Source organism: Luteimonas sp. A649 (assembly GCF_054072735.1).
Window position 1 is genome coordinate 1 of sequence record NZ_JBSVRQ010000001.1, and the last position, 18,400, is coordinate 18,400.

An 18,400-nucleotide genomic window follows, 5' to 3' on the forward strand; every position below is an offset into this window, starting at 1 on the left:
CCTATAACGACAGTATTGAATAGCTGTGATCTTTCAGTAGCCATGATTTCCCCTGTAGTGCCTAACGCCTGAATTAAGCCGCGCCGCGAAGCGGCGTCGGCTTGAATGAATTGTTAGGCCCCGTCCGACGGCTCACGGCGCAAACTAACGCGAATCTTAAAGTCAGGACTTTCAGCGAGTTCTTTGAGTTCAGATAAAGGCGAACTTTCCGTGGCAAGCAATTTACGGACATCTTTGCTATCAAAGACAGTTATGACCAGCCCGTCTGTTGTAGCGTCAATCGAGATCTTTCCGTCGAAGACGGTGAAATCAATTCCAGTAGTCCGATCTGACAGTTCCTGTATGTCTTTTGGCCAGCGATTAAACAAGCCATAAAAGACACGCGAGGCTGCTGATAATTTAGTTGCCTCATCAAGGATAGCGGTCTGATGCTCGGTTAGCTCGAGCTCGGAGTAGCGAGTAACGGCGGCCTCTATGTCAATTCCAAGCTCTTTCGCGCGAACCGAGCTGCACAAAATGGCGAAAATGAGAAGCAGTAAGAGAGGGATTGTTTGAAATCTCATGAAACTCTCCACAGGGGCCTAACGCCTGAATTAAGCCGCGCCGCGAAGCGGCGTCGGCTTGAATGAATTGTTAGGCCCCGTCCGACGGCTCACGGCGCAAACTAACGCGAATCTTAAAGTCAGGACTTTCAGCGAGTTCTTTGAGTTCAGATAAAGGCGAACTTTCCGTGGCAAGCAATTTACGGACATCTTTGCTATCAAAGACAGTTATGACCAGCCCGTCTGTTGTAGCGTCAATCGAGATCTTTCCGTCGAAGACGGTGAAATCAATTCCAGTAGTCCGATCTGACAGTTCCTGTATGTCTTTTGGCCAGCGATTAAACAAGCCATAAAAGACACGCGAGGCTGCTGATAATTTAGTTGCCTCATCAAGGATAGCGGTCTGATGCTCGGTTAGCTCGAGCTCGGAGTAGCGAGTAACGGCGGCCTCTATGTCAATTCCAAGCTCTTTCGCGCGAACCGAGCTGCACAAAATGGCGAAAATGAGAAGCAGTAAGAGAGGGATTGTTTGAAATCTCATGAAACTCTCCACAGGGGCCTAACGCCTAAGTTAAGCCGACCCGCGCAGTGGAGTGGACCAGGTGGCAAGATTTACCTGCCGCCTGGGCCGCGTAACGAAGCGGGTTCGGCTTGAACGCATTGTTAGGCCGCATTGTGCATGACGCCCCACGACTCACAAACTCCGCCGGATGGCTCCATGGCCACGCTGACGCGGCGCTGGGTGGACGTGACGCCCTCGTAGGTGAGTCGGCCCAGTATCTGGAACTGGACATAGCCGTTCATGTCCTCATTGGGTGGGTAGAGCCCGAGCTCACCGTAGTGGGTCAGAAGCCAATCAAGTGCCTCTGCTGGAGGTGGCCAGCTCTCAAAGTCGACGTTTTAGTCAACAGAGTGCTGCACCGAGAAGTCGAAGTTGTCGGCTGCGAGATTGCGGAACACTCCGCCATCTGCGTCATCAGGCCAATCTGCGTTGAACTGTTTCATGCGGCCTAACGCCTGAATTAAGCCGCGCCGCGAAGCGGCGTCGGCTTGAATGAATTGTTAGGCCGCAGTGGGTGCTTGACCCGCGACGACGAAGAATAGGCCAAAGAACAAGAAGAGATAGATTGCGAAGAAGACCAGCATGGCATCGGACAACCTGGACAAGTGGCCGTCATTGAGCGCCTTGTGCTCTCGTGCAACTAGGAATTTGAGCGTAGCCCAGCCGCCGGCAATGCTATTGCGCAGAAAGAGAGACGGCCTGCCCATTGCCTCGTACTTCTGTGGATGTGCCCGCTCAAGCCGATTGAATAGAAGCTTGATGAGCACGAACCACACAATGACCATGCCGAAGAGAATCGGCGCGAGTGCGATTGAGAGCGTTTGAGGGTTCATAGAAGACCTTGTCTGCGGCCTAACGCCTAAGTTAAGCCGCGCCGCAGCGGGGCGTGAAGCACATGGCAAGCTGTACCTGCCATGTGGTTTGCGCCCCGATGCGGTGTCGGCTTGAACGCATTGTTAGGCGCGCCTTGCTGCAGCAGTGACGCGCCCACCACTCTGGAACGTAAACACGTAAGCAATCTTTATTGCAACAGTAGTCACTACCACTTCGTCGCCGGAGCAATCATCCATGGCCTCAACCCCTTCCGGGAAGGTACATATCGCTGCCGCCAAGAACTGCCACCGGATCGCTGCCTCTACGGCAGAGCCAATAAATTGTGGATCTAGCTCTTCCTTTGGCGCGGGACACTCGGGAAGGCCATAGAGAGGAGTTGTGGAAGCAACAGCACCATTCTCGTCAATCACAAACTCTATGCATACGCGCGCACTTGCACCGCGTTGGACCCCAGAAGGATACGCTGGCAAAGGCTGCGTCACCGGGGAAGCCATAAGAAAGGTCTTGTCCTTCGGAACATCCATGACTTCCGCCATGGGAGGAAGCACCATCTGCATTCCAACGGCAGGGCTAGTCTTACAGCCTGCAACAAGCACGACTATCAGAGCAGCGGCGGCGATTGTTCTGAAGCACTTTGCAGAGCTCTTCAAGTGAGCCTCCATGGCCTGGCGCGCGCCTAACGCCTGAATTAAGCCGCGCCGCGAAGCGGCGTCGGCTTGAATGAATTGTTAGGCCCGCCGCCGCTAACGGCCTGGGCCCATCTTGATGGATATAGGAACCGACACCAAGGTGCCGGTGAAGTACCCGCCACCCTCGAGCGCAGCGCAGGGAGCCTGGTACCTCTCGAGGATATGAGCCGGAATGTCGCCCGATACTTTTACGATCGTTCCTTCTGTTCCGAAGGAGAATTTTGAAACGGCTGTCCCGTCCACATAAGCCTCCGCAGGGTACCCATCTTCCATTCTCGAGCAGTCTCCGACCCTTACATACGTGTACAGCTCTCGGCTCTTGATCTTGGCTGCGTCTCTTGCCGGAATAGCTACTTCAACGATCACTGCATCGCCACTCTGCCGTGCCTGAGCCGATACGAGTTGGGGCTGAACCTGGCACCCAACTAGCGCGACTGCAGCTAGCAACCCCGAGACAGTTGCTCCGGTTCTAGTGACCACGTTGAACTTCCATCAAGGGCCTAACGCCTGAATTAAACCGACCCGCGAAGCGGGTTCGGCTTGAATGAATTGTTAGGCGCCTGGCCGATCATCTGCCCGTTTGACAGCAGCGAGTACTGACTGGCCATGCGCAAGAATGAGAACAACGGCAACCACGCTGAGTAAGGCAAATACTATCGCCACGCAGAGTGACACGTACCACAGAAGTGATGTAAAGCTCACGGTGAGTGAAACCAGGCCGATCACCGCGAGAATCGCAGCTACGCCGATGCTACGAGCCTTGCGGAAGTGGCTGTATGAGACAGGACCGTAAAGAAGATAGGGCTGTACGTATTGCCACACGACGATCCAAACCGGTATGCCGAGTGCGGCGGCGTAGAAGGAAATGCGAAGCGGGATGCTGGAGAGGCCAACCTGCAGTAGCACCAGAACTATGGCGGCTGAAAAGCTGCCGCCGCCGATTGCTGCGCTGCGCATCTGACCAAGATAGTTCTCAGAAATGCCGCGTGTCACAGGCTCCATAGCTTGCTCAAAGTTTTGGCTCACCGGAACGCCTCCCCTGGCGCCTAACGCTAAGTAAGCCTCACTTTTGAGGCGGTATAGCCCCGATTAGAGCGCAAAAATGAGGCGGTAACGAGTACCGCCCTGTTTTCGCCGGTATGCACCGGCTCCACGCCTGCCGCACATCAGCTGCATGAAGCCTTCGTCCTACTCCCGCACATCCAGCAGCTCCACCTCGAACACCAGCGAAGCCCCCGGTGGAATCACCTTGCCCGCGCCCTTCGCGCCGTAGCCAAGATCCGCCGGAATCAGCAGTTCGCGCTTGCCACCCACGCGCATGCCGGCCACGCCCTCGTCCCAGCCGCGGATCACGCGGCCCGCGCCCAGCATGAAAACGAACGGCTGGCCGCGGTCGAGCGAGCTGTCGAACTTGATGCCGCGCTTGTCGGCAGCGGCCTCGTCGTAGAGCCAGCCGGTGTAGTGCACGCTGACTTCGTCGCCGGCGGCCGCCTGCCGACCTTCGCCCACCTGCACGTCGACGCGCTGCAGTTCGGCCACATCACCGCCGGTATAGGGCAGCGGCTGGCTGCAGCCGGTGGCCAGGGCCACGGTCAGGAAGAGGGCGGCATGGCGAAGGCGGCGTGCAGGCATCGGGAACGGCTCCATTGGGCGGGGCCGGTAGGGTAGCCCACGGCCTCGCCGTGGGTCAGTGGCCGATCAGCGCTTGAGCGCCACGTCCGGTACTTCCAGGTCCACCGACAGCGCCAGGTGATCCGAGAACGCCGCCGGGAAGGCCTGCATGTCGCGGCATCCCAGCGTGTCACTGACCAGGATGTGGTCGATCGCCTTCTGCGGCTTCCAGCTGGGGAAGGTGTGCACCATGCACGACGGTGGTTCCAGGCGCGTCTGCCGGAACAGGGCCTGCATTTCGGGCCGGTCGACGGTGCAGTTGAAATCACCCATCAACACGGCGTGTGGGGTGTCGGACAGCAGTTCGCCGATGAAGGACAGCTGCGAGGCGCGCGACTGCGCGCCCAGCGAGAGGTGGGCCACGGCGATGGTCAGGCCTTCGTCGCCCGTGCCGAAGCGCGCGACCAGCACGCCGCGGCCCGAGATGCGGCCGGGCAGTGCGTGCACGGCGATGTCGAGCGGTTCGAACTTGCTCAGCAGGCCGTTGGCGCTGGAGGCGAACTGGCCCACGCGGCGGTTGGGCTGGTGGGTCCAGTAATCGAAGCCGCCGCGCTCGGCCAGGTAGTGGGTCTGGTTGGTGAAGCCGGAGCGCCAGCTGCCGGGGTCGGCCTCCTGCAGGCCGACGATGTCGTGGCGGCCGGCCAGCTTGGCGATGGCGTCGAGCATGCCGCGCTTGTTGCCGGCGGGCAGCACGTGCGACCAGCTGCGGGTCGCGTAGTCGCTGTAGCGGCGGGTGCTGGAGCCGGCCTGGATGTTGGCGCTGAGCAGCTTCAGCCGCTGCGTCGCGGTGTCGGTGTCGACAGCCGGCGCAGGGTCGGGCGCAGGCATGTTCGCCTGCGCCGCGGTGCTGTCGTCAGTTCGAGCCACCGGCCTGGGCGGCTGCGCGCTCGCGCGCGACGAGCTGGTCGGTGATGCGCAGGATGTCGTCCAGGCTGCGGCCGCGCACCTTGTATTTGCCGTTCACCACCACGGTGGGGGTGGCGTCGATGCCGCTGCGCACGATGAACTGCTTGGTGCGCGCGATCTTGGCGTTCACCGCGAAGCTGTCGATGGTGCCGCGCAGCTGGCCGGCGTCGGCGCCGTGCTTGCCCATGAAGGCGATGATGTCGTCGGCGCTGGCGTTCGGGCGCAGGCTGCGCTCGATGTGCATGGCGTTGAACAGCGGCGTGTGCACGCGGTCGAGCACGCCCACGGACTCGGCGGCGAAGAAGGCCTTCGGGAAGTTGTCCTGCTCGTAGAACACGGCCGGCAGCATGGTGAAGCGCACGTCGGCGGGCAGGCGGCGCTTCCAGGCCGCCACCAGCGGATCGAACGCCGCGCAGTGGCCGCAGGAGTAGGCGAACACTTCCACCACTTCCACCTTGCCCTCCAGCGGAGCGAAGGGCTGGCCGCCGGGGATCTCGACGTAGTCGGTGCCCGGGACCAGGGCCGGACCCTGCTGGGCGGCCTGGCTGGCCGCGGCCACGGCGGCTTCGGCCGCGGGATCCTGGGCGGCCGCTGCGGGCTCGCCTTCGGCCGCGGCGTCGGCGGGCTGCGCGGCGTCGGTTGCGGTGCCGTCGGCCGCGGGCTCGTCGGCGATCGCGGCGTCGGCAGGCGGCGCAGTGGCTTCGGTCTGCGGGGCGGGGGCCGCGGCGTCTGCAGGCGTCGAGTCGCCGCCACAGGCGACGAGCAGCAGGCTCAGCATCAGGGGAACGAACAGCAGGCGTTTGGTCATGGCTTGGACTCGTGAGGTGCGGAAGCGTGGGGAGTGGCCTGGGTGGCGCGTTCGCGCGCGACCAGCAGGTCGGTGATGCGGAGCATGTCGCCAAGGCTGCGGCCGATCACGCGGTAGCGGCCGTTGACGATGATCGACGGTGTGCCCTGAATGCCGGCAGCCACGATGAACGCGCGCGCGGACTCCATGTGCGCGTCGACTTCGGGCGAACGCATCGCCCGGGCGACCGCGGCAGGCTCGAGGCCGAAGCCCGCATAGAGCGTGGCGACTTCGCCCGCCGAGGCGCCGCGCGACGGCAGCGACTGCTCCGTGTGGATGGCGCGATAGGTGGGTTCATGCGTGCGTGCCAGCGCGCCCAGCGACTCCGCGGCGAAGTATGCGCGGGCATAGGGGTCGGCGTGCGTGAACGCGGCGGGCAGGTAGCGGAAGGCGACGTCGGCGGGCAGCTTGCGCTCCCAGGCCGAAAGCTGTGGCTGGAAGTCGTTGCAGACGTGGCACCAGTACGCGAACACCTCGACCACTTCGACCTTGCCTGGCTCGGCGGACAGCGGCTGGCCGCCGGCGATGGTGACGAAGTCGCGTCCTTCCACCAGGCCGTCATCGGCGCTGGCCAGTCCCGTGGCAAGCAGCGCGCACGCTGCGAACGCGAGGGCGAGCAGGGCGGCGGGCAGGCGCTGGGTCATCGGTTTCGGTCCTCGAACAAAAAAGCGCCGGCACAGGGATCTGGCCGGCGCTGCGATTCACGCATTGTGAATGCCGTCGACCCGCGGGGGTCGGGCAGCCGTCATGGAGTCTGGAGCTCGTTTCCTGCGTCCGCGTCCGCGTCCGCGTCCGCTTCGGCCGGCTCGGCGTTCGCGGCGGGCTCGGGGGAATCGCGGGCGGCGGGCTCGCCACCCTCGGCGCCTTCGGCTGCCGGCGCGGTCGCGTCGACGGCGGCTTCAGGCGCAGGTGCAGGTGCAGGCGTGGCCGGCAGCTTCGCTATCGCGGCCAGTGTGGCGGCGTCGGGACGCGTGTGCAGGCCCTGCATGTAGCTCGACAGGGCGCCGATCTCTTCGTCGGTCAGCTCGGCGGCGATCGCGGCCATGATCTCGAACATGCCGGTGTCGCGTTCGGTGCTGGTGCCGGCGCGGTATTCCTCGAGCCGGCGCGCGGTGTACCAGGACTCCTGGCCGCCGACGTGCGGGTAGGCCGGGCCGGGGTTGCCGGCGCCCGACGGGCCATGGCAGGCCATGCAGGCGGGGATGCCGCGCTCGAAATCACCGCGGCGGAACAGCTGCTGGCCGATCTCGTAGAACTTCAGGCCCTCGTAGTCACCTTCCGCGACCACGGTGTCGTCGGCGATGCCCGCCCCGGCCGACTGCGCGGCGTAGTGCGCGCCGACGTCGCGCATGTCCTGCGGCGACAGCATCGAGGCGAAGGGCTGCATGATCGCGTTCGCGCGCTCGCCGCTCTTGAACAGCGCCAGCTGGCGGGCCATGTACTTCTCGCTCTGGCCGGCGATGTCGGGATAGATCTCGGGGATCGTGCTGTTGCCGTCCACGCCGTGGCAGGCCGCGCAGACGGCGGCCAGGGTGGCGCCGTTCTGGGCGTTGCCCGGCACCGTGGTGGCGAGCTGCGCCAGCGCGTCGACCGCCTCCAGCGGCAGGGTCTCGACCGGCTCGGCCTCCTCCAGCGGGGCGACCGTGGTCTGGGCGAAGGCGACGGCTCCGACCGCCAGGGCGGCGAAACCGGCGAGGAGGTAGCTGCGGGCGTGACGCATCTGGCTGGACTCCGAGGATCTGGGCACCGCGCCCTGTGGGCACGGTCGCAAGGTCTCGCATTATCCGGTCGCCGGCTCGGCACGGTCAAACCGGCCCCGCGCGCGTTCCGTGCGATCCTGTACGCCATGGCCAATCCCCTTGCTCGCGCCCAGTACATGCTGGCGGCGCATCTTCCCCGCCAGCTGCCTCCCGATGGCGGTTTCGAGGTGGCCCTTGCGGGCCGCTCCAACGCCGGAAAATCCAGCGCGCTCAATGCCCTGTGCCAGCAGAATGCGCTGGCGCGGGTGTCGAAAACCCCCGGACGGACCCAGCAGCTGGTCTATTTCGAGATGCCGCAGCATCCCGACCGCTTCCTGGTCGACCTGCCCGGCTACGGCTACGCGAAGGTCCCGCACGACCTCCGCGAGCACTGGCAGGCCTTCCTCGACACCTACTTCCGCACCCGTCTCGCGCTGCGCGGGCTGGTGGTGGTGATGGACATCCGCCATCCGCTGAAGGATTACGACCGCCACATGCTCAATTACACGGTGGAGCGCGGCCTGCCGGCGCACGCCCTGCTCACCAAGGCCGACAAGCTGTCGCGCAGCGCGGTGGGCAATGCGGTGCAGGCGGTGCGGCGCGACCTGGCCCAGTCCTATGGCGACACGGTGAGCGTGCAGGCCTTCTCGGGCGAGTCCAAGCTCGGCGTGGAAGAGGCGCGCGCGGTGATCTGCAGCTGGCTGGAGATCCCGGCCAACTGAGCGTGGGCCATGGGCCCCTGCGCATCGCACGTTTCCCGCGAGCCGCCGGCACCGATTGCGCCGATGACGGCGACGCTGCAATCCGGTGGCGTGGCCGGCTGCGCGGGTGTCACGGGATATAGTGGCGGCTTCCGCGCCGGACCGTGACCGGCGGCCTTGCAACCTGCGTCGACGAGTCCGCCCCGTGTCCAACCCCAGCACCTCCCCCGACGCTCCGATCCGTTCGCGCGACGAACTCGTCGCCTACCTCGCCGATGGCTGCAAGCCGCCGGCCGACTGGCGGATCGGCACCGAGCACGAGAAGTTCGGCTTCCGCCTGGACGACCTGCGCCCGCCGTCGTATGAAGGTGATCGCGGCATCGGCGTGCTGCTCGACGGCCTGACCCGCTACGGCTGGGAGCGCGTGGAGGAGCACGGCCAAGTGGTCGCGCTGCTGAAGGATGGCGCCTCGGTCACGCTCGAGCCCGCGGGGCAGCTGGAACTGTCCGGCGCGCCGCTGGAAACCATCCACGACACCTGCCGCGAAGTGGGCAGCCACCTGTTCGAGGTCAAGGCGGTGGCCGACGAGCTGCGCCTGGGCTTCCTGGGCATGGGCTTCCAGCCGAAGTGGACCCGCGCTGACATGTCGTGGATGCCCAAGGACCGCTACAGGATCATGCGCGCCTACATGCCCAAGGTCGGCAACCTGGGCCTGGACATGATGACGCGCACCTGCACGGTGCAGGTCAACCTCGATTTTTCCAGCGAAGCGCAGATGGCGAAGATGTTCCGCGTGTCGCTGGCGCTGCAGCCGGTCGCGACCGCGCTGTTCGCGGACTCGCCCTTCACCGAGGGCAAGCCCAACGGCTACCTCAGCTACCGCTCGCACATCTGGACCGACACCGATCCCGACCGCACCGGCATGCTCGACTTCGTGTTCGAGGACGGCTTCGGCTTCGAGCGCTACGTCGACTACCTGCTCGACGTGCCGATGTACTTCAGCTACCGCGACGGCGTGTACCACGACGCCAGCGGGCAGTCCTTCCGCGATTTCATGCAGGGCCGGCTGCCGGTGCTGCCCGGCCAGCTGCCCACCATGCGCGACTGGACCGACCACATGACGACCTCCTTCCCGGAGGTGCGCCTGAAGCGCTTCCTGGAAATGCGCGGCGCCGACAGCGGCCCGTGGAACCGCATCTGCGCACTGCCCGCGTTCTGGGTCGGCCTGCTCTATGACGACGCGGCGCTGGATGCCGCTTGGGACCTGGTGAAGGATTTCAGCCTGGAAGAGCGCCACGCCCTGCGCGACGGCGTGCCGAAGCAGGCGCTGAAGCTGCCCTTCCGCGGCGGCACCGTGCGCGACCTGGCGCTGCGCGCGCTGGAGATTTCAGCCGCGGGCCTCGCGCGCCGCGACCGTCGCAACGACCAGGGCCAGGACGAGCGCTTCTTCCTCGATCCGCTGATCGAATTCGCCCAGGCCAACGAAACCCCGGCCGAACGCAAGCTCGCGCTGTACCACGGCGAGTGGGGCGGCGACATCGACCGCGTGTTCCGCGAGTTCGCGTACTGACCGCGTCAGCGGCGGCGGCGGTTGATGGATGCGCCTTCGCGGGAACCCATGACGGACGAAAAGCGGAAGGTGACCGGCACGGTGCCGCCGTGGGGGGCGAACGCGTACTGCTGCAGGCATTTCCTGATTTCGTGCGCGATGCTGGCGTTGGGCACGAAGTTCTCGAGCACGATGCGGCCCGTCTCGCCCGTGGGCAGCACCTCGACGATCCACGCCGCCGAGGCCGCTCCGAGGCGGTCGAGGTCGCGGACGTAGCATTTCCCGGGATCGTTCGTCGTCGTGACCCCGATGTTCTGGGCGGAGGCGCGCCGGTGCGTTGAACCCTTCCCGTTGGCGCGCACGCGCTGGAGGAGGTGCGGCTGCGTGGCCAGGTAGGCGTGGAAGTCCTCGCGCTTCAGCTTGCGCGGAAGCGACGGCTTGGACCAGTTCCAGATGAGTTCGACGCGGGTCAGCAGGTTGCCGTTGTAGGCCGAACGCTGGTAGTGGCGCTCGGCGGCGTCGGCGCCTTCGAGCATCACCTCCTGCACCAAGTAGAGGTAGACCTGCGTCCAGAGCATGGCTTCGCGCGCGTTCGCGTGGCGCATCTCCATTTCCGCCAGGTCCGCGAAGGCACCGATGTAGCCGGCCTCCTCGGCCATCGGCCGGATCAGCTCCCGCGCGCGGGGCACGTCCTGCGCCAGCGGATTGCCGGGCAGGTCGTGGCCGTGGCGGTACAGCTGGCCCAGCGTGTATGCGAATTCGGGGCATTCCTTGATGGTCGCCAGTCGCTCGTAGGTCTCGAGCGCGCTGGCCCGGCGTTCGGCCGGCGCCTCGGGATCAAGCAGGTCCAGGATGGTGCCGTATGGCAGCGCCTGGTACTCGCGCTCGCAGATGGCGCCGGCGACGGCCTCGACCGGGTTCGCCGCGTCTGCGGCCACGATGGCTTCGACCGGATCCTCCGCGGCCAGGCCGGCCAGCGGAATGAGCATGCCGGCGATCAGGCCGATCCATTGCGGTTTCATCGGGCTTCCCCCATCACCTGTGTCCCCGGCGCGGAGCATATCGCACGGATGCAATGCCTGGTGCGTTAGCGTAGGGCCATGGCCAATCCGCTCCGCGACCAGCTCGACTTCGTTGAATCCGACGCGCTGTTGCGCGATGACGTGCGCCGACTGGGCGCGATGGTGGGCGACATGCTCGCCGAACAGGTGTCGCCGGCGCTGCTGGACCAGGTCGAGGCCGTGCGACGCGCGGCGATCGCGCGGCGCGAGAACGGCGCGCCGGTCGACGCACTGGCCGGCGAGCTGGCGCAGGTGTCGCCCGCCAATGCCGACGCGCTGGTGCGTGCGTTCTCGGCGTGGTTCGGCGCGATCAACCTGGCCGAGCGCGTGCATCGCATCCGCCGCCGGCGCGACCACCAGCGCAGCGATGAAGGCCCGCAGCCCGGCGGACTGGAAGCGGTGCTCGGCGCGCTGCATGCCGATGGCGTGACCCTGGATGAACTCGAGTCGCTGCTGCCCGGCCTGTGGGTGGAGCCGGTGTTCACCGCGCATCCCACCGAAGCCGTGCGCCGCGCGCTGCTGGCCAAGGAGCGCGTGATCGTCGAGCGCCTGGTCGCCGACATCGACCGCACGCGGACGCCCGACGAACGCCTCAGCGACGAGTCGCGCATCCGCCAGGCGCTGGCGACCACGTGGCAGACCTCGGAAGCGCCGCCGCTCAAGCCCACCGTGACCGACGAGGTCGACCACATCGGGCACTACCTGGGCGTGCTGTTCCGCGTGCTGCCGGCGTTCTACGAAGTCTTCGCCGACGCCGTGGAGGCGGCCTGGGGACGGCGCATCGAGCTGCCCAACGTGCTGCGCTTCGGCACCTGGGTGGGCGGCGACATGGACGGCAATCCCAACGTCGGCGCCGAGACCATCGAGGCCGCGCTGGCGGCGCAGCGTGCGCAGGTGCTGGGCCAGTATCGCGACGAACTGAAGGCGCTGGGCCAGGTGCTGACCCAGACCCGCGATCGCGCCGGCGTGGACGAGGCGGTGGAAGCACGCCTGGCCCAATACAAGTCCTTGATGCCCATGGCGGCAGCGAAGCTCCGCGCGCGCCAGGCGGACATGCCCTATCGACAGCTGATGGAGCTGATGTCGGCGCGGCTTGCGGCCACGGCGGCTGGGGGCGTTCGAGAAGTCGGGAATGGACATGCCACGAACGGCGCCGATCACGACGGCCCGGAAGTGGATGGGCCGGCGGGCGCCGCGTATGCCCGCGTCGACGACTTCCGCGGCGACCTGGAGCTGCTCGATGCCAGCCTCGCGCGCAACCGCGGCGAGCACGCCGGACGCTTCGCGCTGCGACGCCTGCTGCGGCGCGTGCGCAGCTTCGGCTTCCATCTTGCCGCGCTCGACCTGCGACAGGATTCGGCGGCGCACGACGCCGCGTTGGCAGCATTGCAGGGCGACGACGACTGGGCCGCGCAGCCGCTGGACGCACGGCTCGCGCAGCTGCACGCACTGATCGATGCGCCGACGCCGCCGCTGCCGGATGCCGAAGCCGCCGTGCCGGCGCTTGATGTCTTCCGCACCGTGAAGTCCGCGCGCGCGCGCTACGGCGCCGATGCCTTCGGCCCCTATATCGTCAGCATGAGCCGCAGCGCGGCGGATGCGCTGGCGGTGCTGGCGCTGGCGCGCATCGCCGGCTGCATCGAGCACGACGGCGCGGCCACGCGCGAAGACGCGGGCGCATCCGGCGGCACCGGGCAGGTGCCGCTCGACGTCGCCCCCCTGTTCGAAACCGTCGACGACCTCGACGCCGCGGCGGGCGTGATGCGCGCACTGTTCGATGATCCGGTGTACCGCCGCCACGTGCGTTCCCGCGGCGATCGCCAGATCGTCATGCTCGGCTATTCCGACAGCGCGAAGGACAGCGGCCTGGCTGCCTCACGCTGGGCGCTGCAGCGTGCGCAGGTCGATCTGATGCGGCTGGCGCGCGAGGCCGGCGTGCGCCTGGTGTTCTTCCATGGCCGCGGCGGCTCGGTCAGCCGCGGCGGCGGCAAGACCGAACGCGCGATCATCGCCGCGCCGCGCGGCACCGTCGACGGCCGCCTGCGCGTGACCGAGCAGGGCGAGGTGATCCATCGCAAGTACGGCATCCGCGCGCTCGCACTGCGCAACCTCGAGCAGATGACCGGCGCGGTGCTGCGCGCGAGCCTGCGGCCGCGACCGCCGGAGCCACGCGTGCAGGGATGGCGCGCCATCGCCGACGGTCTGTCCGCCGACTCGCGTGCCTGCTATCGCGCCCTGGTGCACGAGGATCCCGGCTTCAATGCCTACTTCCGCATCGCGACGCCGGTCGACGTGATCGAACGGCTGCAGATCGGTTCGCGCCCCTCGCGTCGCCGCGATGGCGGGATCACCAACCTGCGCGCCATCCCATGGGTGTTCGCCTGGTCGCAGAACCGCTCGGGCCTGACCGGCTGGTACGGCGTGGGCCATGCGCTGGAGGCCGGCATCGCCGCGCACGGGCTTGACGCCATGGCCGAGATGGCGCGCGACTGGCCGTTCTTCGCCGCTATGCTCGACGACGTCGAGATGCTGCTGGCCAAGTCCGACCTCGACATCTTCGAGCGCTACTCACGCCTGGCCGGCGACGCGCACGACGCCTTCTTCCCCGGCATCGCCGCGGAGTTCGTCCGCACCCGCGATGCCATCCTCGCGATCAAGGGCGAAGACGAACTGCTGGCCCACGACTACCGCCTGCGCCTGTCGATCCGCCTGCGCAATCCCTACGTCGACCCGATCAGCCTGCTGCAGGTGGAGCTTCTGCGCCGCTGGCGCGAGGGTGGCAGCGAGGACGAGGAGCTGCTGCGGGCGCTGTTCGCAACCGTGAACGGCATTGCCGCGGGCATCCAGAACACGGGCTAGACAGGCGGACGGACAGCACGCCGGCGTGCCCGTTGGCCGCCCGTCGCAGCGTTAGACTGGCTCGGCCCACCCCGGAGCCGCAGCCATGTCCCAGCCAAGCGAAGCCATCGTCCTCCATACCAATCCCATGTCGCGCGGTCGGATCGTGCGCTGGATGCTGGAAGAGCTCGGCGTCGACTACCGCGCCGTCGTGCAGGACTACGGCACCGGCATGAAATCGCCCGAGTACCTGGCCATCAACCCGATGGGCAAGGTGCCGGCGCTGCAGCACCGCGGCGTATTGGTGACCGAGGCCGCGGCGATCTGCGCCTACCTGGCCGATGCCTTCCCGCAGGCCGGCCTCGCGCCCGCACTGGACGATCCGCTGCGTGGCCCTTACCTGCGCTGGATGTTCTTTGCCGCCGGACCGGTGGAGGCCGCCGTGACCGCCAAGGCGCTGGGCCTGGAGCCGCCGCCGGAGAAGTCCGCGTTCGTCGGCTACGGCAGCTACGGCCAGGTGATGGCCGTGTTGGAGCAGGCGGCGGGATCGGCTTCGCCCTGGCTGCTCGGCGATCGCTTCAGCGCCGCCGACGTGTACGTCGGTAGCCAGGTGGATTTCGGCTTGGCCTTCAAGTCGATCCCCGATCGCCCCGCGTTCACCGCCTGGGCCGAGCGGCTGCGTGGCCGCGAGGCGTACCAGCGGGCCAAGGCGCACGATGACGCGCTGGTGCCGCCGCAGGGTTAGCCTCGCGCCGTGGGCAAGGCCCCGGGCATTGACAGCGGGCCGTGCGAGGAGGACACAGGGGCCGGGCCTGCCGTCCCGCGGCGGGCGACGTTGCCGGGGAAGCCCGGGGAGGACAGCGCCATGCTCGAATGGAACGACTATCGCCGTGACCTGATGAAGCGCATCTCTGAATTCGGAGCGCTCTCGCCCGACACCGTGCGCGGCTACGCCACGCTGGACGGCGCCGGGGCGAAGACCAACCACCTGGATGCGAAGACGCGCGAGCTGATCGCGCTGGCAGTCGCGGTCACCACGCGCTGCGACGGCTGCATCACCGTGCACGTTGACGCCGCGCTCAAGCACGGCGCCACCCGCGAGGAAATCGCCGAAGCCCTGGGCGTGGCGGTCACCCTCAATGCCGGCGCGGCGCTGGTGTTTTCGGCGCGGGTCATGGATGCGGTCGACGCCCACGGCTGATGGTGTCGCGCCGCATGCGGCACGTGCGATGCGGCTGCACCAGGGCGTGCTGCCGCTCGCTCAGGCGCCGCGCGGCAGCACCGTCAGCACGCGCGCGATGAACTCGTGGAATTCCTTCATGTACGTACGCAGGAACTCCGCGGTCGAGGCATCCGCGATTTCGCCGGCGTCGTTGAGCATCCCGTCCTTGAACTGGATGTAGGCCTCGGGTGCGTTCATCTGCGGCGAGTTGAGGAAGCCGAGGATGCTGCGCAGGTGTTGCTGGCCTACCGCGGTGCCGATGGCGCCCGGCGAGGTGCCGATTACGCCAGAGGGAATGTTCGCGAAGGAGTTCGTCCCCCAGGGACGGCTGGCCCAGTCGATGGCGTTCTTCAGCGCGCCCGGGATGGAGCGGTTGTACTCCGGCGTCACGATCAGGATCGCATCGGACGCTTCGATGGCCTTCTTGAAGTTGCTGCCCGATGCCGGGTAATCGGCGTCGTAGTCATAGCTGTAGAGCGGCAGGTCGCCGAAGGGGATTTCCTTGAAGCTCAGCTGTGACGGCGCCAGCTTGAACAGCGCCTGGGCGAGCTTGCGGTTGATCGATTCCTTGGCGAGGCTGCCGATCAGGTAGCCGACGTTGTAGGTCTTCATGGGCTGCTCCGGGTTGTGGGTGGGCACCGCCCGTAGGCCAGGCGGCGCGGCAGGACCCGAGGAAGGGTCTCGCAGGCGCCAGTGTGCCCGGGCACTTGTTATGTCGGTGCCACCGTCCCGGGGCCGGACGCAGGATCCGTCAGCGCGGTGCCGGTGTGATCGAGTCGCGGAACAGCCACAGCATCGCGCGCCGGTAGACCTCGCCGATGCTGGCGGCGTGGGTGCCCTCGGGCAGCACGACCAGTTCCACCTGCCATGGCGCGTCATCGCGACCGGCCCAGGCGGCGCTCCACTCCGCGGCGTTGCGCACCCGCTCCGCGGTATCGCGGGCGCCGCTGGCCACCACCACCGACAGGTCATCGCGCCGGTGCGGCGCGGGCGCGGCGAACAGCTGCTCGCGCGCCGGTGCCAACGACGGATTGCTGGCGATGCGTCCCCAGAACAGGTCCGGATCCTTCAACGCCGACCAGAGCACGAAATAGCCGCCGCGCGACTGGCCCACGAGCACCCGGCGTGCGGGATCGGTGCGATAGCGCCCTTCGACCTCGGGCAGCAGCTGCTCGGCGAGGAAACGGTGGAACGCCTCCGCGCCGCCCTGGCCGGGCGCCGTGCCCTCGCCGCGCGCGGTGAAATCGACGTCGCGCTTGTTGGTCGCGGGATCGAAGCTGCCGTAGGCGATGCCGACGATGATGGCTTCGGGGAGCTTCTCGTCGTAGCCGAGGAACAGGTGGGTGGTCGCGAGCAGCGGGAACAGGCTGTCGCCGTCGAGCAGGTAGACGACGGGCCAGGTCCGCTCGCCGGTGGCGTCGTAATCCTCGGGCAGGCGCACGTAGATGTGGTGCGTGCGGCCGGTGGCCTGGGAGGTGATCGGGAAGTAGCCGCCCTTCAGTGCCGGGAGGTGGTCGAGCGGGACATGGGCTTCGGTCGGGGCCATCGGGACCGACGACGGAGACGGCGGATGTGCCATCGCCATGCCGCACGGCAGCGCCGCGAGCAGGAACGCTATCAGGGGCCGCCAGATGTGCATTGCGCCGGAGTCTAGCGCGCTCGTGCGCTGCGCGGTCGTCATGGCGGGCATCGAACGCCCGACGCGCGTGGGCCCCTCTGCGACCTCGCCGCTCACCGGCGCGGTGATATACTGCCCCCCACTATCCAGTGGGCGCATCCGGATGCCGCATTCGCCAGAAGAAAAGCGCAAGGTCCTGGCGCGTATCCGTCGCATCCGCGGCCAGTGCGAAGGCCTTGAGCGCGCGTTGGAAGCCGGTGTCGACTGTGCGCCTGTGCTGCAGCAGATCGCGGCCATCCGCGGCGCGGTCAACGGCCTGATGAGCGAAGTGCTGGAGTCGCACCTGCGCGAGCAGTTCGGACAGCCCGCCGCCGATCCGGCCGACCGGCAGGCGCGCGTCACCGAGATGACCGGCCTGATCCGTTCCTATCTGAAATGACCCTCGCCTACCCGTGCGCCGCCGCCGCGCCGCGGCAGCCACCCATGCCATTGCATTGCAGGAGTTGAAACCATGAAGACCCGTGCCGCCGTCGCCTTCGAAGCCGGAAAGCCGCTGCAGATCGTTGAACTCGACCTCGAGGGCCCGAAGAAGGGCGAGGTGCTGGTGAAGATCACCCACACCGCGCTCTGCCACACCGACGCCTTCACCCTGTCCGGCGACGATCCGGAAGGCGTGTTCCCGGCGGTGCTCGGTCATGAAGGCGCGGGCATCGTGGTGGAAGTGGGCGAGGGCGTGACCAGCGTCAAGTCGGGCGACCATGTGATCCCGCTGTACACCGCCGAGTGCCGCGAGTGCCTGTTCTGCAAGAGCGGCAAGACCAACCTCTGTGTGGCCGTGCGCGCGACCCAGGGCAAGGGCGTGATGCCCGACGGCACCACCCGCTTCAGCTACAACGGCCAGCCGGTCTACCACTACATGGGCTGCTCGACCTTCAGCGAATACACGGTGGTGGCCGAGGTCTCGCTGGCGAAGGTGAACCCGGACGCGAACCCGGAACACACCTGCCTGCTCGGCTGCGGCGTGACCACCGGCATCGGCGCGGTGCACAACACGGCCAAGGTGCAGGAAGGCGACACGGTCGCGGTGTTCGGCCTCGGTGCGATCGGGCTGGCGGTGATCCAGGGCGCCGTGCAGGCCAAGGCCGCTCGCATCATCGCCATCGACACCAATCCGTCGAAGTTCGAACTGGCGACGCAGATGGGCGCCACCGACTGCGTGAACCCGAAGGACCACGACACGCCGATCCAGCAGATGGTGGTCGAGATGACGGGCTGGGGCGTGGACCACAGCTTCGAGTGCATCGGCAACGTCAACGTGATGCGCGCGGCGCTGGAGTGCGCGCACCGCGGTTGGGGCCAGAGCGTGGTCATCGGCGTGGCCGGCGCGGGGCAGGAGATCAGCACCCGGCCATTCCAGCTGGTCACCGGCCGCAAGTGGCTGGGCACCGCGTTCGGCGGAGTGAAGGGCCGCACGCAGCTGCCGGGCATGGTAGAGGACGCGATGCGCGGCGACATCCAGCTGGCGCCGTTCGTGACCCACACGCTGCCGCTGGAGCGCATCAACGAAGCCTTCGACCTGATGCATGAAGGCAAGTCGATCCGCACCGTCATCCACTACTGA

General features: G+C 66.8%; 19 protein-coding genes and 1 pseudogene. 7 read left to right on the forward strand and 13 right to left on the reverse strand.

Annotation, left to right across the window (positions count from 1 at the left end):
• Positions 1 to 113: 113 nt before the first annotated feature.
• The 10 genes and pseudogenes from ACW5E8_RS00005 to ACW5E8_RS00050 form a co-directional block, all read right to left on the reverse strand.
• A complete protein-coding gene (locus ACW5E8_RS00005) occupies positions 114 to 563 on the reverse strand; it encodes a hypothetical protein (protein WP_456963459.1) in 450 nt (149 codons plus the stop codon).
• Positions 564 to 633: 70 nt separating this feature from the next.
• Entirely contained in the window at positions 634 to 1,083 is a 450-nt protein-coding gene (locus ACW5E8_RS00010) for a hypothetical protein (protein ID WP_456963459.1), read from the reverse strand.
• Positions 1,084 to 1,604: 521 nt separating this feature from the next.
• A complete protein-coding gene (locus ACW5E8_RS00015; RefSeq protein WP_456963460.1) occupies positions 1,605 to 1,937 on the reverse strand; it encodes a hypothetical protein in 333 nt (110 codons plus the stop codon).
• Positions 1,938 to 2,060: 123 nt separating this feature from the next.
• The gene (locus ACW5E8_RS00020; protein ID WP_456963461.1) at positions 2,061 to 2,588 is read right to left on the reverse strand and encodes a hypothetical protein; all 528 of its coding nucleotides are present in this window, start codon (positions 2,586 to 2,588) and stop codon (positions 2,061 to 2,063) included.
• A 591-nt stretch (positions 2,589 to 3,179) separates the two neighbouring features.
• The gene (locus ACW5E8_RS00025; protein WP_456963462.1) at positions 3,180 to 3,653 is read right to left on the reverse strand and encodes a hypothetical protein; all 474 of its coding nucleotides are present in this window, start codon (positions 3,651 to 3,653) and stop codon (positions 3,180 to 3,182) included.
• Positions 3,654 to 3,815: 162 nt separating this feature from the next.
• On the reverse strand, positions 3,816 to 4,259 hold the full coding sequence (locus tag ACW5E8_RS00030) for an FKBP-type peptidyl-prolyl cis-trans isomerase (protein WP_456963463.1): 444 nt from the start codon (positions 4,257 to 4,259) through the stop codon (positions 3,816 to 3,818).
• Positions 4,260 to 4,325: 66 nt separating this feature from the next.
• Positions 4,326 to 5,066, reverse strand: coding sequence for an endonuclease/exonuclease/phosphatase family protein (locus ACW5E8_RS00035; protein ID WP_456965193.1), 741 nt, complete (start codon positions 5,064 to 5,066; stop codon positions 4,326 to 4,328).
• A gap of 85 nt (positions 5,067 to 5,151) precedes the next feature.
• Positions 5,152 to 6,012 carry a thiol:disulfide interchange protein DsbA/DsbL gene (locus tag ACW5E8_RS00040; RefSeq protein ID WP_456963464.1) on the reverse strand — a complete coding sequence of 287 codons (861 nt, stop codon included), beginning with the start codon at positions 6,010 to 6,012 and terminating at the stop codon, positions 5,152 to 5,154.
• Positions 6,009 to 6,695, reverse strand: coding sequence for a thiol:disulfide interchange protein DsbA/DsbL (locus ACW5E8_RS00045; protein ID WP_456963465.1), 687 nt, complete (start codon positions 6,693 to 6,695; stop codon positions 6,009 to 6,011). Before ACW5E8_RS00045 ends, ACW5E8_RS00040 begins: the two co-directional genes overlap by 4 nt.
• A gap of 302 nt (positions 6,696 to 6,997) precedes the next feature.
• A pseudogene (locus ACW5E8_RS00050) lies at positions 6,998 to 7,771 on the reverse strand (c-type cytochrome); the annotation flags it as partial.
• Between the two features lie 126 nt (positions 7,772 to 7,897).
• On the opposite strand from ACW5E8_RS00050, the gene yihA reads away from it, so the two are divergent.
• Positions 7,898 to 8,512: a ribosome biogenesis GTP-binding protein YihA/YsxC gene (yihA, locus tag ACW5E8_RS00055; protein WP_456963466.1), complete on the forward strand. Its 615-nt coding sequence runs from the start codon at positions 7,898 to 7,900 to the stop codon at positions 8,510 to 8,512.
• A gap of 184 nt (positions 8,513 to 8,696) precedes the next feature.
• Positions 8,697 to 10,061, forward strand: coding sequence for a glutamate--cysteine ligase (locus ACW5E8_RS00060; protein WP_456963467.1), 1,365 nt, complete (start codon positions 8,697 to 8,699; stop codon positions 10,059 to 10,061).
• A 5-nt stretch (positions 10,062 to 10,066) separates the two neighbouring features.
• Here ACW5E8_RS00060 and ACW5E8_RS00065 read toward each other — a convergent pair whose 3' ends face one another.
• Entirely contained in the window at positions 10,067 to 11,062 is a 996-nt protein-coding gene (locus ACW5E8_RS00065; RefSeq protein ID WP_456963468.1) for a hypothetical protein, read from the reverse strand.
• Positions 11,063 to 11,140: 78 nt separating this feature from the next.
• On the opposite strand from ACW5E8_RS00065, the gene ppc reads away from it, so the two are divergent.
• The 3 genes from ppc to ACW5E8_RS00080 all read left to right on the forward strand — a co-directional run bounded on the left by ppc (position 11,141) and on the right by ACW5E8_RS00080 (position 15,140).
• Positions 11,141 to 13,960 carry a phosphoenolpyruvate carboxylase gene (ppc, locus tag ACW5E8_RS00070; protein ID WP_456963469.1) on the forward strand — a complete coding sequence of 940 codons (2,820 nt, stop codon included), beginning with the start codon at positions 11,141 to 11,143 and terminating at the stop codon, positions 13,958 to 13,960.
• An 85-nt stretch (positions 13,961 to 14,045) separates the two neighbouring features.
• Positions 14,046 to 14,684 (forward strand): glutathione S-transferase family protein, encoded by a 639-nt coding sequence (locus ACW5E8_RS00075; RefSeq protein WP_456963470.1) that lies wholly within the window; start codon positions 14,046 to 14,048, stop codon positions 14,682 to 14,684.
• Positions 14,685 to 14,804: 120 nt separating this feature from the next.
• On the forward strand, positions 14,805 to 15,140 hold the full coding sequence (locus ACW5E8_RS00080; protein WP_456963471.1) for a carboxymuconolactone decarboxylase family protein: 336 nt from the start codon (positions 14,805 to 14,807) through the stop codon (positions 15,138 to 15,140).
• A gap of 60 nt (positions 15,141 to 15,200) precedes the next feature.
• Here the strand turns inward: ACW5E8_RS00080 and ACW5E8_RS00085 are convergent, their stop codons facing one another.
• Positions 15,201 to 15,773 carry an NADPH-dependent FMN reductase gene (locus ACW5E8_RS00085; protein WP_456963472.1) on the reverse strand — a complete coding sequence of 191 codons (573 nt, stop codon included), beginning with the start codon at positions 15,771 to 15,773 and terminating at the stop codon, positions 15,201 to 15,203.
• Positions 15,774 to 15,912: 139 nt separating this feature from the next.
• Positions 15,913 to 16,707 (reverse strand): alpha/beta hydrolase, encoded by a 795-nt coding sequence (locus ACW5E8_RS00090; protein ID WP_456963473.1) that lies wholly within the window; start codon positions 16,705 to 16,707, stop codon positions 15,913 to 15,915.
• A gap of 235 nt (positions 16,708 to 16,942) precedes the next feature.
• On the opposite strand from ACW5E8_RS00090, the gene ACW5E8_RS00095 reads away from it, so the two are divergent.
• Both ACW5E8_RS00095 and ACW5E8_RS00100 read left to right on the forward strand, forming a co-directional pair.
• Positions 16,943 to 17,218 carry a metal/formaldehyde-sensitive transcriptional repressor gene (locus ACW5E8_RS00095; RefSeq protein ID WP_456965194.1) on the forward strand — a complete coding sequence of 92 codons (276 nt, stop codon included), beginning with the start codon at positions 16,943 to 16,945 and terminating at the stop codon, positions 17,216 to 17,218.
• Positions 17,219 to 17,290: 72 nt separating this feature from the next.
• A complete protein-coding gene (locus ACW5E8_RS00100; protein WP_456963474.1) occupies positions 17,291 to 18,400 on the forward strand; it encodes an S-(hydroxymethyl)glutathione dehydrogenase/class III alcohol dehydrogenase in 1,110 nt (369 codons plus the stop codon).